This window comes from Dactylosporangium sp. NPDC049140 (assembly GCF_040648435.1).
This window is the reverse complement of record NZ_JBEZDS010000012.1, coordinates 157,844-169,350: the sequence shown is the minus strand read 5'-3', so window position 1 is coordinate 169,350 and position 11,507 is coordinate 157,844. Positions and strand designations below refer to the sequence as shown.

General features: G+C 72.5%; 9 protein-coding genes. 2 read left to right on the top strand and 7 right to left on the bottom strand.

Annotated elements, in window-relative coordinates:
* Positions 1-2: 2 nt before the first annotated feature.
* The 5 genes from AB0B76_RS21730 to AB0B76_RS21710 form a co-directional block, all read right to left on the bottom strand.
* Entirely contained in the window at positions 3-2,096 is a 2,094-nt protein-coding gene (locus AB0B76_RS21730; protein ID WP_360378030.1) for a ricin-type beta-trefoil lectin domain protein, read from the bottom strand.
* Between the two features lie 135 nt (positions 2,097-2,231).
* Positions 2,232-2,789: a hypothetical protein gene (locus tag AB0B76_RS21725; RefSeq protein ID WP_360377849.1), complete on the bottom strand. Its 558-nt coding sequence runs from the start codon at positions 2,787-2,789 to the stop codon at positions 2,232-2,234.
* A 227-nt stretch (positions 2,790-3,016) separates the two neighbouring features.
* The gene (locus AB0B76_RS21720; protein ID WP_360377846.1) at positions 3,017-4,423 is read right to left on the bottom strand and encodes a ricin-type beta-trefoil lectin domain protein; all 1,407 of its coding nucleotides are present in this window, start codon (positions 4,421-4,423) and stop codon (positions 3,017-3,019) included.
* 196 nt (positions 4,424-4,619) lie between these two features.
* The gene (locus AB0B76_RS21715) at positions 4,620-5,816 is read right to left on the bottom strand and encodes an ROK family protein (protein ID WP_360377844.1); all 1,197 of its coding nucleotides are present in this window, start codon (positions 5,814-5,816) and stop codon (positions 4,620-4,622) included.
* An 80-nt stretch (positions 5,817-5,896) separates the two neighbouring features.
* On the bottom strand, positions 5,897-6,937 hold the full coding sequence (locus tag AB0B76_RS21710; RefSeq protein WP_360377841.1) for a hypothetical protein: 1,041 nt from the start codon (positions 6,935-6,937) through the stop codon (positions 5,897-5,899).
* 95 nt (positions 6,938-7,032) lie between these two features.
* Between AB0B76_RS21710 and AB0B76_RS21705 the strand changes: the two genes are divergently transcribed.
* Positions 7,033-7,308 (top strand): hypothetical protein, encoded by a 276-nt coding sequence (locus tag AB0B76_RS21705; protein WP_360377839.1) that lies wholly within the window; start codon positions 7,033-7,035, stop codon positions 7,306-7,308.
* On the opposite strand, the gene AB0B76_RS21700 is transcribed toward AB0B76_RS21705, so the two are convergent.
* Both AB0B76_RS21700 and AB0B76_RS21695 read right to left on the bottom strand, forming a co-directional pair.
* Positions 7,305-8,042 (bottom strand): hypothetical protein, encoded by a 738-nt coding sequence (locus tag AB0B76_RS21700; RefSeq protein ID WP_360377837.1) that lies wholly within the window; start codon positions 8,040-8,042, stop codon positions 7,305-7,307. The two genes, AB0B76_RS21705 and AB0B76_RS21700, sit on opposite strands and share 4 nt — an antisense overlap.
* Positions 8,029-8,580 (bottom strand): sigma-70 family RNA polymerase sigma factor, encoded by a 552-nt coding sequence (locus AB0B76_RS21695; RefSeq protein ID WP_360377834.1) that lies wholly within the window; start codon positions 8,578-8,580, stop codon positions 8,029-8,031. Before AB0B76_RS21695 ends, AB0B76_RS21700 begins: the two co-directional genes overlap by 14 nt.
* Before the next feature lie 157 nt (positions 8,581-8,737).
* On the opposite strand from AB0B76_RS21695, the gene AB0B76_RS21690 reads away from it, so the two are divergent.
* On the top strand, positions 8,738-11,311 hold the full coding sequence (locus AB0B76_RS21690; protein ID WP_360377831.1) for a GGDEF domain-containing protein: 2,574 nt from the start codon (positions 8,738-8,740) through the stop codon (positions 11,309-11,311).
* Positions 11,312-11,507 lie beyond the last annotated feature (196 nt).

Here is an 11,507-nt window from a genome sequence, read left to right as displayed (position 1 = left end):
GGTTACGGGTAGCTGACCAGATCCTCGACCTGGTGACCGCTGTTCACCGCGGCCCCCGTGCTGTTGATGACGTGCGAGATGGTGCCGGTGCCGCCCAGCGAGACCGTCACCACGTCGTGGAACTTGACCCCGGCGGTCTGCGGGACCTCGAAGGAGTGGCCGAGCACCACGCTGGGGTTGGTGGAGAAGTAGCAGTAGCTGCCCAGGCCCCACGCCTCGTGCGCGGTGACGCCCGCGCCGACCTTGTAGGCGGCCCAGCCCTGCGCCCCGCCGCCGCTGGACCAGCCCGACTGGTTCGGCACGTCGTAGGGGATCTCGTTCTGGAAGAAGTACGTGCGCCCGCCGTTGCCGTTCCAGATCACCTGGTACTGCTGGTAGTGCTCGACGAAGAGCCCGTACGTGGTGACGTTGGCGCCGTTGACGACGAGCCCGTTCGCGGCGGTGTTCGTGCTCCACCCGACGGTGCCGCCGTTGCCGTGGTCGGCCCGCCAGATCCACATGTGGTCGCCGATCACGTTGTTGCTGTTGATCCGCAGGCTCACCGTGGCCTTGCCGACCGTGGCGCCGCCGATGCGGAAGAACACGTCGTGCAGCGAGGTCGGGTTGGCCGAGTGGTCGGCGCCCGAACCGTTCGGACCGACCTCGAGCAGGACCGGCGAGTTGACGGTGCCCGCGTCGAAGAGCACGCCGGCGATCTTCACGCCGTCGACGTCGGCGACGGTCATCGCGGTCACGCCGTTGTCGGGCACGATCGTGGCCAGGCCGAGGCCGAGCACGACGGTGTCCGGGCGGGTGATCCGGATGGTGTCGTTGACGTGGTACACGCCCGGGGTGAACAGCAGGTTCTGCCCGGCCGCGAGGGCCGCGTTGATCGAGGCCGCGGTGGCGCCGGCCTTGACGATGTAGAACTGGCCGATCGGCAGCGACGAGCCGGGCTGGTTGCCGCCCTGCCACGAGTTGCCGGTCGAGTTGGTGCGCAGGCCCGGCACGAACACCTGGTAGTTGCCGGAGCCGTCGACGTACAGGAACGGCTTCTCCCGTACGACCGGGGTCTGCGCCACGCGGGTGTAGGGCGGGTTCGGGAAGTTGCCGCCGGGCGCGTTGGTGTCGCCGACGAACACCATGTTCCAGTTCGAGCCGGTCCAGCTGCCCATGGTGGAGTTGCGGGTGATCCACTGCTGCTGCGAGCCGGAGCGGATCTGCCCGTCGACGGCCGAGTCGGAGATCCAGCCGCCCGAGGACCAGCCGCCGTCGTCGAGCTGGAGGTTGCCCCGCACGTGCATGCGGCGGTACGGCGCGGCTTGCGACACGGCCCACCGGTCGGTGCCGCCGGTCGGGTTGACCGACAGGTTCTCGGCGGAGCGCCAGAAGTTCTGGGTCGCGTTGCCCTGGAACCAGTCCGCCTCGGCGTGCACGGCCCCGTTGATGGTCACCTGGTCCGGCGAGAGGCCGAGGCCGGCGACCTGGGTGTAGAAGCCGACGTTGGCGTCGACGTTGTAGCTGCCCGGCCGGAACAGCAGCGCGTAGCGCTGGGCGCCGAACTGGTTGCTCTGCTGGGCGTTGAAGACGCTCGTCAGCTTGCTCTGGATGGTCGCGGCCGACATCGACGGGTCGAAGACGGACACGTTCGGCCCGAGGTCGGGGTTGCCGGTGTTGGGCGGGTTCGACGTCGGCGGGTTGGAGGTCGGCGGGGTGGTGCCGCCCGGGAGCGTCCACTTCTGGTTGGCGCTGGCGAAGCAGTCCCAGATCTGCAGCGGCGTGCCGTCAGCCGAGCTCGGCCCGGTCGCGTCGAGGCACTTGCCCAGCGAGCGCAGGGTGCCGTCGCTGTTGCGCGACCACTGCTGGGCCGCCGTGCCGTTGCAGTCGTAGATCTGCACCTTGGTGCCGTTGGCGGAGCTGGCCGCGGCGACGTCCAGGCACTTGCCGAGGGCGCGGATCGTGCCGTCGTCGCCGATGGTCCACTGCTGGGCGGTGGTGCCGTTGCAGGTGTACAGCTGCACCTGCGTGCCGTTCGCGGAGCTGGCCGCGGCCACGTCGACGCACTTGCCGCCGTAGCCGGAGATCGGTCCGACGGTCGCGGCCGACGCGCTCGCCATCGCGAACACGCCGACGCCGGCGGCGGCCACGACGGTCGCCGAGGCGGCGAGCCAGATCCTCAAGCGTGAGGTCACTGCTGGTCCCTTCCTGGGGTGGATTGCGAAGAGAGCCGGTCCACCCCAAGGGACCCGCGCCTAGGCGAGGATCTGCCCCGCGCCACCGGCGGTCTCGTTCACCGACTCGAGCCACGTCTTCATGTCGGTCTTCGCGAGGCCGGTGCCGCCCACGACGACGGTGCTGCCGACGATGAGCGTCGGGTACGTCGCCGCCTGTTCCTGCGCGTAGGCCTTGGCCGCGTTGGCCGCCTTGAACTCCACGAAGATCGCCTGCTGGCCGCGGTGCGGGAGCGCGTCGTTCTTCTTCTCGTAGCAGTCGAACTGCTTGAAGCTCGATACGGAGGAGCGGTACTTGGCCGCCACGCCGGTGGAGTTGGCGTCCCACTGGCCGAACGGGCAGTCGGGGTCCTTGGTGAACAGCTCTCCGGTCATCTTGCCGACGGTGGAGAACTCGAGCTTTCCGGCCGCCCCCGACGCCTTCGGCGTTGCCTTCGCCGAGCCGGAGGTGGACGGCGCGGCGGAGACGGGCGCCGCGGACGCGGGCGCGGAGTCGGTCTTGGGGGCTTCCTTCTTGTCGTCGCCGCACGCGGCGGTCAACAACAGCACGGCGCAGACGACGGGCAGCAGGCGCTTCATCGGGATTTCCTTTATGTGGTACCGCATTGACGCGGGGAGTCTTCGTTGGACGAAGAGCAACCTATGCGCGCCGCGGGCCCGTTGAATCCCGGATGTATGCCACCCGACAAGGAACGTGCGTTACCTCACTTCTTGGAGAAGGCGGGCCGGCCTCGGGTGTATGACCGGCCCGCCTCCTCCTGTGCCGGTGCCCCGGCCGTCCGCTTACCGGGGCACCCGTCCGGGTTCTAGCCCTTGTACTGGGCGATCACCTTGGTGAAGTCCCACGCGCTCTGCGAGACGCCGCTGCACGTGTCGTCCCCGGTGCCGCCGCCGTTGCAGGGCCGGTCGCGGTTGGCCGACCAGAACGTGAACCGGGCCAGGTGGTGCTGCTGGGCGTAGGCCAGCATGGTACGGAAGTCCGCCACGGTGACGGTCTCGCCGACGTCGGTGATGCCGTTCATCGAGGAGATGCCGGAGTGCCGGTACGCCTGGTCGTCGGTGTAGTGGTAGCCGTTCTTGACCGCGTTCTTGAGCCCCTCGGCGGCCTGGATCGTCAGGTTGCCCATGTTCTGCCCGGCCGCGCCGAAGTCGAACGGCATGATGGTCCACGCGTCGACGGTCAGGCCGCTGGCCGCCGCCCGGTTGATCATCGTGGAGTCCGGGCCGGTGCGGTCGCTCGGGAACGTGACGTACACGGCGGTGTTGGGGTTGTTGGCCTTGACGGTCTTCAGCGCGTCGATCGTGCGCTGCTGGAGGGTCGGGTTGTTGTAGACCGTGCCCTCGATGTCGATGTCGATCGCCTTGAGGCCGTAGGCGTTGATGACCTTCTGGTAGGCCGCGGCGAGCGCGCTCGCGCTGCTGCAGGTCTGCTCCAGCCACGGTCCGGCGGCCCCGCCGAACGACACGGCGACGTCACCGCCGGCGCCGCGGATGTTGTTGATGGTGGTCTGGTCCTGGCCGCCGGTCAGCGGCCGGTTGCCGTCCCACAGCGGGTCGCAGGCGCCGTTGGAGAGGATGAACGCCATCGTGAACCACTTGATGCCGGTCGCGGTCATGATGGTGCGCGGGTCGGGCAGGTTGCCCCAGCCGAGGTACGCGTAGGGCGCCGCGCCCATCGCGGGGTTGGACGTGGGCGGGTTCGACGTCGGCGGGTTCGTCGTGGGCGGGGTGGTGCCGCCCGGGAGCGTCCACTTCTGGTTGGCGCTGGCGAAGCAGTCCCAGATCTGCAGCGGCGTGCCGTCGGCCGAGGAGGGGCCGGTGGCGTCGAGGCACTTGCCCAGCGAGCGCAGGGTGCCGTCGCTGTTGCGCGACCACTGCTGGGCCGCCGTGCCGTTGCAGTCGTAGATCTGCACCTTGGTGCCGTTGGCCGAGCTGGCCGCGGCGACGTCGAGACACTTGCCGAGGGCGCGGATCGTGCCGTCGTCGCCGATGGTCCACTGCTGGGCGGTGGTGCCGTTGCAGGTGTACAGCTGCACCTGCGTGCCGTTCGCGGAGCTGGCCGCGGCCACGTCGACGCACTTGCTGCCGTAGCCGGTGATCGGACCGACGGTCGCGGCCGACGCGGAGTTCATCGCCACGACGCCGACCACGCCGACGACGGCGAGGGCGGCGGCGACGATCACACCGCGGCGGATCAGGCGGGTTCCTGCCATGGGAGGCCTTTCATGAGGGTGGCCCCGGAAGGGCGCCGACTGGGCGGCCGGCTATCTGTTAAGCGTCCTTCCAGATTGAGGGCAGGCTATGACCAGATTCATCAGACGTCAATAAAAGAGGCAAAAAAAGGGGTGCCGTTAAGGTCGGCTTGAGCCTCGCGACGAGCCGTGATCAGGACGTTGCCCAGGGCTTTCGCTACGGGCGGGACGCCCGGCGGAGCAGCTCGGCCATGGGCAGCGTGGCGGCGCCGAAGGCCACCGCGTCGGGGCCGAGCTCGCACAGCTCGATCGAGACCTGGCCGAACGGGTGCTCCAGGGCCTGCTCGCGGGCGGCCTCGCGGATCCGGTCGAGCAGGCGGGCGCCGAGGGCCAGGCCGGCCCAGCCGCCGAGCACGACACGCTCGGGGTTGAACAGGTTGACCAGGTTGCCGATGCCCGCGCCGAGCATGCCGGCGGTCTCGGCCAGGGTCTCGGCGGCGGCCGGGGTGCCGGCGGCGATGAGCGCGGCCACGTCGGCGATCTCGCCGTCGGCGGCCGGGCTGTCCGGGTCGAGGGTGCGGTACCGCTCGAGGATCCCCTCGGCGCCGACGTAGGCCTCGAGGCAGCCGCGGGCGCCGCAGCGGCACTGCCGGCCGCCGTAGACGACCGTGGTGTGGCCCCACTCCCCCGCGCTGCTGCTCGCGCCGCGGTACACGGTGCCGTTGGTGATGACGGCCGCCCCGACGCCGGAGCCGACCAGCACGATGACCGCGTTGCCCGCGCCCCGGCCGGCGCCGAACCACATCTCGGCCTGGCCCTGGGTCTTGGCGCCGTTCTCCACGAACAGCGGGGCGGTGATCCCGCGCTCGCGCAGCAGGGCGTGGAAGGACACGCCGCGCCAGCCCAGCGTCGGGGCGTACACCAGCGGCGGGTCGGCCTGCTCGACCGTGCCCGGCACGCCGATCCCGATGCCGATGACCGCCTCCGGCGCGGTGTCCCGCAGCACGGCGCGGATCCCGGCCTCGAGCTGCCCGGCGACCGCGGACGGGTCGGGGCGCGAGGACGGCAGCGGCTCGTCGACGGTGGCGAGGCGGTTCATGGCCAGGTCGAACAGCTCGACCTTGACCCCGGTCTCGCCGACGTCGGCGCCGACGAGCCGGCCGAAGTCGGGGTTGACCCGCAGCAGTACGCGAGGGCGGCCGCCGTCGGACTCGATCTGGCCGGCCTCGATGATCAGGTTCTCGTGCAGCAGCTCGGCGGTGACGCTGCTGGCGGTCGCGGCGCTGAGGCCGGTGATGCGGCTCAGGTCGTGGCGGCTGAGCGGCCCGCGGAAGAACAGCTCCGACAGCAGCGTGGAGCGGTTGCGCCGGCGCATGTCGCGCGTCGTCGCGCGCTCGGTCTCGATGCGCACCACCGCGGTCCCGACCTCCCCCTTGATCTGTCGGTAGCGATCGTGTCACGCGCGCCGATACACGTCGACACCGAGGGGTGGTCTCAGCGCCTGCGGGCCCGCCGGGCGACCGCGGCCACCAGGCCGATCGCCACAACCACGAACGCCCCCGTGAGCAGCGCGACCTTGCCGGTCCGATCCGGTCCCGCTGTTGCCGGAGGCGGGGCGGCCGGAGGCGACGGCGACGGGGGACTCGGCACCGGGCGGTCCACTGTGTAGCGCAGGATGGCCACCGGGCCCGGCTGGTCGGACACGGTCAGGAAGTCGCGGCCGTCCGGGGTGTACGCGACCGCCTCCCCCTGCGGCTCGTCCGGCAGCGGGGTCACCCTCGGCCGGCCCGCGGTGATCGCCTTGGCCACGTCGCCGTCCGGCACGTCGAACTCGTAGGCGTCGGCGTAGGTGCGCACGACCGCGCGGGTGCCGTCGGGCGAGACGGCCGCGCCGGTGACGAAGCCGTCGCCGAGGAAGCCGAACGGGTTACTGGTGCCGCTGTGCGTCGCCTCGAAGCGGCCGACGGCGGTGAGCGGGGCGCCGTCGGCGTTGTCGGTCGGCAGCGGGGTGTCGAGGCGGAACACCTCGCCGCTGGGGTCCTTGGTGACGATGACCGGGCGGCCGGACCCGTCGATGAGCAGCGCCTCGGCGTCGCGCGGGGCTCCGTCGGGGTACCGCAGCCGATGGATCTTGAGGTTTTTCGCCCCGGGCGCGAGCGTCCACAGCGCGATCGTGTCGCGGCGCTTGCCGGAGCCGCCGGTCAGCGGGCTGTTGTCGCCGATGTCGGCGATCCACACCGTGCCCTTGCGGTCCACGGCCAGGTCCTCGGGGTCGCGGGCCGTCGTCGGGTACCCCACGCTGCGCGTCAGCGAGCAGTCGGCGCCGAGGTAGAACAGGCGGGTCTTGCGCGGCTCCGGGTTGGAGTCGTTCTCCACCAGGTAGCCGCCGCCGGGCAGCGCGGCCAGGCCGGACGCCTCGGTGACCGCCGGGTCGGTGATGCGGCACACCTCCTGCGGCCCTGCCGCGTGGGCGGCGGCGGACCCGGGCACGCCGATGGCCAGGGCGGCGACCGCCACGATCACCGCCAGCCGCATGACCGACAGTCTCCCATCCGAACGGACGCGGACAGTAACCGACGCGATTGTGTAATCGCGTGTTTGACGCAGCGTTAATATGGCACATTTCGGACATGAAGACATGGGGGAATGTGACGGCGGCGCTCGGTGCCGCCGGTGTGCTGCTCGGCATGTCGTCGCCGTCGACCGCGAGCGCCACCGACGGCGCCCCGGCGCCGGTGACCGTAGCGCGGTACACCTTCGACGGCGCCGTGCACGCCACCACCGCGATCCCGGCCACCCTGGCCATCACGAACCCGGTACCGCTGAGCATCGGCGGCAAGGGCGACGGCGCCGGCAACGACCAGTTCCACGGCACCCTCGACGACGTGTGGATCGCCCTGGGCTAGCCGGTGACCGGCCCGGAAATGGTGAGCGCCTGCTGGAGTACCTCCGAGGCGTCCTGGCCCGCCGTCGGGTGGACGCCCGCCGGCACGTAGGCCAGATAGTAGGCGTGGTGCGGCTGCAGCGCCGGGATGCCCGGCACCGGGAACGAGAACGGCGGGCTGATCGCGGTCCCCGTCGTGACCGTCGGGTACACCTTGCCCGAGCCGGGGAACAGCAGCCCGTTGGCGCCGTCGTCGACCAGCCACAGCCGGGTGGGGTCGACCGGCGGGCAGTTACTGCCCGGGTCGGTGGCCGTGAACTGCCCGCCCGTGAACGCCAGGTCCCAGCCGACCGCGCACTGGCTCGGCAGGCCGACCGGCGCCGGGCCGCCCGGGAACTGCCCGCTCGAGATCGTCGGCGTCGGCATCCCCGAGGGCCAGACCGGCGGCCCGCTGGGCGAGAGCTGGATGGAGGGGCCGGCGCCGACCGGCCGCCCGTCCCCTCCGCCGAGGCGCCCCGTGGCCACCCCGACGACCAGCACCAGGCCGGCCACGCCCGCGAAGACGCCGGCCATCGCCCACCGGCGCCGCCTCCGCACGCTCACCGCGTGCCGGCGCTCGATGCCCACAGTGGACTCCTCGACCGGCGGGCGCCCGGCCCGCCGCACCACCTCGGCGAGGCCCGCCTCGGCGTCGAACGGCTCGTCCGCGTACGCCCGGCGCACGAGCGCCCGGGTCACCTCGTCAAGCTCGGCCATGCTCACTCGCCTCCATGATCTGCTGGAACCGGCGCACGTAGGGCTGCAGCACCTTGCGCAGCTCGGCCACGTGCGTGCGCACGGTCGACTCGCTCATCTCGAGCACGCTCGCGATCTGCGCGTAGCCGTCGTCGTGCAGGAAGTACAGCAGCGCCACCTGGCGCCGCCGGGGCGGCAGCGAGTCGATCAGCCGCCGCACCGCCCCCTCGAGGCCGAGGCTGTCCTCGACCCGGCCGATCGCCTCGTCGTCGGCCGCGGGCTCGGCCCACGGCCGGTCGTCGAGGCCGATGTACCGCGACTCCGCCTCCGCCCGCCGCCGCGCATAGTTCTTCGCGGTCGTCAGCACGTACGCGCGGCGCTGGGGCGGCACCAGCTCGCGCAGCCGCTCCCAGCGCTCGAGCATCCGCGCGAAACCCTCGGCGGTCGCCTCCGCACCGAGCTCGCGGCCCGCGAACGCGCACATCACGTGCTGCACCCGCGCCGCCTCGGTCCGGTAGAACTCCGCGAAGTCCGCCGGGGCCGTACCAATCTCGTGCATCACGTCTATAGAGAGCCCGCGGGCCCCGATTCCGTCCAGGGGCCACAAGGTACCGCTGAAGGGTGACCCCTCCATCGCCGGGCGTCACCGTCTCCGTACGGGGTCGTTACCGGGGCAGCTAGGTCGTCCCCGTCCCGGCGAGCGAAACGGACCCTCAATGACCCCAGGAGTCGGCGGCGCGCACCGGTCCCGCGAGCGTTGGCTGATGGCATCGGCGCCGCTGACCCTCACGGCCGCCGCCGCGGTCCTGCTCGGCGGCCCGCCACTGGGCCTCGCCGTCCCCGCCGCCGTGCTCGTCGCCGCGGCCGCGGCCGGGCTGCTGCACGCGGGCTGGCTCACCGGGCTCGCGGCCGGGGCCCACCGGTTCGACGCCGGCCGGACCACGGTGGCCGCCGTCGCCGCGCTGACCGCGGGTCTCATCGCGGCCGGCGTGTGCGCCGCGCGGCCGTCCGCCGTGCCGGTCGCCGGCCCGGCCGCCGGGCTCGCCCTCGTCGCGGGCCTGCTCGCCCTGCCCGGCGTGGCGGCCGGCCCGAGCGCCGCCCTGCGCCGCGGCCTCGACGGGGTCTGCGTCGCCCTGTGGAAGTTCCTCACGCTGCTGGTACTCGTCCTGGAGCGGCACGGCGACGTGAGCCGCACCGTCTTCGTCACCTGCCTGCTGGCCGTCATCGGCATCACGATCGCGATGGTCAGCGGCGTGCGGGCGCCGTTCCCGCGCGGGGCCGCGGTCACCGCGGCCGGCGGCGTGGCCCTGACCGTGCTCGCCGTCGCGACCGTGGCGCTGCTGCCGCCCGAGCCCGCCCGGCACGACGCCGGGCTGCTCGTCGCAGCGGGTCTACTCGTCCTGGGCTCGGTACTCGTCTGGTCCGGCGCCTACCGGTGCGTGTACGGCGACGCCAAGATCGCCCGCGTCACCGACGGCACCCTGATCGGCGACCCGCTGCTTGTCGCGCCGGTGCTCGCGGGGGCCGCCGCGGTCCTCTACGCCCTGGTCAGCCGGGGCCGCATCGGTACCCCGGCGATGGTCGTCGGCGCCGCCGCCGTCCTCGTCGTCGTGCTGCGCGAGATCGCCGAGGCGCTCGCCAACCGGCGCTTCAGCGGCGAGCTCGCGGCGACCCGCAGCGCGTTCGCCACCATCGTGGCCGGCTCCAGCGACGTGATCCTGGTGCTGGACAAGGACCTGTCGGTGCGCTGGCAGTCGCCGGCCGCGGCCCGCCAGTTCGGCCTGTCCGAGCAGGAGATCCTCGGGCGCCCGTTCGTCCGGCTCGTGCACGCCGGAGACGTGGCGGCGGTACGGTCGGCGCTCGATCGTCCCCAGTCGTCCCCGAACTCCTCGCCGGAGCCGCGGCGGACCCGGATCTGTGACGGCTCCGGGGTGTGGCGCGACGTCGAGTACACCCTGAGCGACCTGCGCGACGACCCGGTCGTCGACGGCGTGGTCGTGCACCTGACCGACGCCGGCGACCGCCTGGAGCTCGAACGCAGCCTGCGGCGCGACCCGCTCACGGGCCTGGCCAACCGCGGCGCCCTGCTGGACGAGCTCACGGCCGGCCCCGGCTTCCTGCTCACCGTGGGGCTGGACGGCTTCGCCGGCGTCAAGGACGTGCACGGCTCCGACATCGGCGACGCCCTGCTGGTCACGGTGGCCGCGCGCATCCGGTCCGCCGCCGGCCCCGGCGACCTGGCCGCCCGCCTCAACGGCGGCGAGTTCGCGGTGCTCACCCGGGTCGACAAGCTGCACGCCTTCACGCTCGCGACGCGCCTGCTGGCCGGGCTCGGCGAACCGTACCCCGTCCCGGGCGCGACGCTGCAGCTCTCCGCCGGCATCGGACTGGCCCCGACCGGCGGCGCCCCCGAGGAGGCCCTGCGCCGAGCCGGCCTGGCCCTGCGCCGAGCCAAGCGTACCGGCCGCGGCCGCGTCGAGTGGCACGACGACGCGGCCGAGGAGACGTACGTGCGGCGGGCCACCCTGGAGCAGCACCTGCCCCGGGCCATCGAGCGCGGCGAGCTGGACCTGGCCTACCACCCCGTCTACGACCTGGTGGAGGGCCACCCGGTCGGCGTCGAGGCACTCCTGCGCTGGCGCCACCCGCGCCTGGGCACCGTGACCCCGGCCGAGACCTTGACCGTGGCCCGCGAGCTGGGCCTGACCGCCACGATCCAGGACTGGGTACTGGCCCGCGCGGCCCGGCAGCTGTCACTGTGGCAGCACGAGGGGTACCGCCTGTGGATCTCGGTGAACGTGGCCTTCGACGACTTCGTGGACCCCAGCTTCCCGGGCCGGCTGAGCCTGGCCCTGGACAGCCACCAGATCGAACCGGCCGACTTCGTGATCGAGCTGGCCGAGCAAGAGCTCGGCGGCGACCTGGAACGCGCCGCTGACCCCCTGGCAACGGTCCGCGCCATCGGCGTACGAACGGCCCTGGACGGCTTCGGCACCGGCGCGACGTCCCTGGCCTACCTGCGCCGCCTACCGGCCGACCTGCTGAAGGTGGACCGCGCCTTGTTCACGTCCACGCCGGCCTGGGCGGGCCAGGTGGCCCCGATCATCGACGTGGTGGTGGGCCTGGGCCGCCGCCTGGGCGTGACGGTGATAGCCCACGGCCTGGAGGCCCCGGAGCACTTGGAACTGGTACGCCGGGCAGGCTGCCGCTACGGCCAGGGCCACTACTACGGCCAACCGGCCCCAGCGGAGCGGATAGAGGCGGCCCTGGTAAGGCAACGCAGCTTCTAGGGGTGTTTATCAGCTCGCTGCGCTCGCGGTGGGGAGCTTCGCTCCACCCACACCCCCTCAAAATCTGCGCCCGCTCGCACTGGCGACCAACAGGCGCGCCAGTTCGGGGCCGGTCGCCGCGGCCCAGATGTGCCTCGCTCGCCGGCGCGCTCATCCCGGCCTCGGTCCCGCTCAGCTTGTTGACGCTGCCAGCACC

Excerpts from the sequence above, each read along its gene's own strand:
- AB0B76_RS21730 (WP_360378030.1), bottom strand. The coding sequence starts at position 2,096 with ATGGCGAGCGCGTCGGCCGCGACCGTCGGACCGATCTCCGGCTACGGC.
- AB0B76_RS21725 (WP_360377849.1), bottom strand. The coding sequence starts at position 2,789 with ATGAAGCGCCTGCTGCCCGTCGTCTGCGCCGTGCTGTTGTTGACCGCC.
- AB0B76_RS21720 (WP_360377846.1), bottom strand. The coding sequence starts at position 4,423 with ATGGCAGGAACCCGCCTGATCCGCCGCGGTGTGATCGTCGCCGCCGCC.
- AB0B76_RS21710 (WP_360377841.1), bottom strand. The coding sequence starts at position 6,937 with ATGCGGCTGGCGGTGATCGTGGCGGTCGCCGCCCTGGCCATCGGCGTG.
- AB0B76_RS21705 (WP_360377839.1), top strand. The coding sequence starts at position 7,033 with ATGAAGACATGGGGGAATGTGACGGCGGCGCTCGGTGCCGCCGGTGTG.
- AB0B76_RS21700 (WP_360377837.1), bottom strand. The coding sequence starts at position 8,042 with ATGGCCGAGCTTGACGAGGTGACCCGGGCGCTCGTGCGCCGGGCGTAC.
- AB0B76_RS21695 (WP_360377834.1), bottom strand. The coding sequence starts at position 8,580 with ATGCACGAGATTGGTACGGCCCCGGCGGACTTCGCGGAGTTCTACCGG.
- AB0B76_RS21690 (WP_360377831.1), top strand. The coding sequence starts at position 8,738 with ATGACCCCAGGAGTCGGCGGCGCGCACCGGTCCCGCGAGCGTTGGCTG.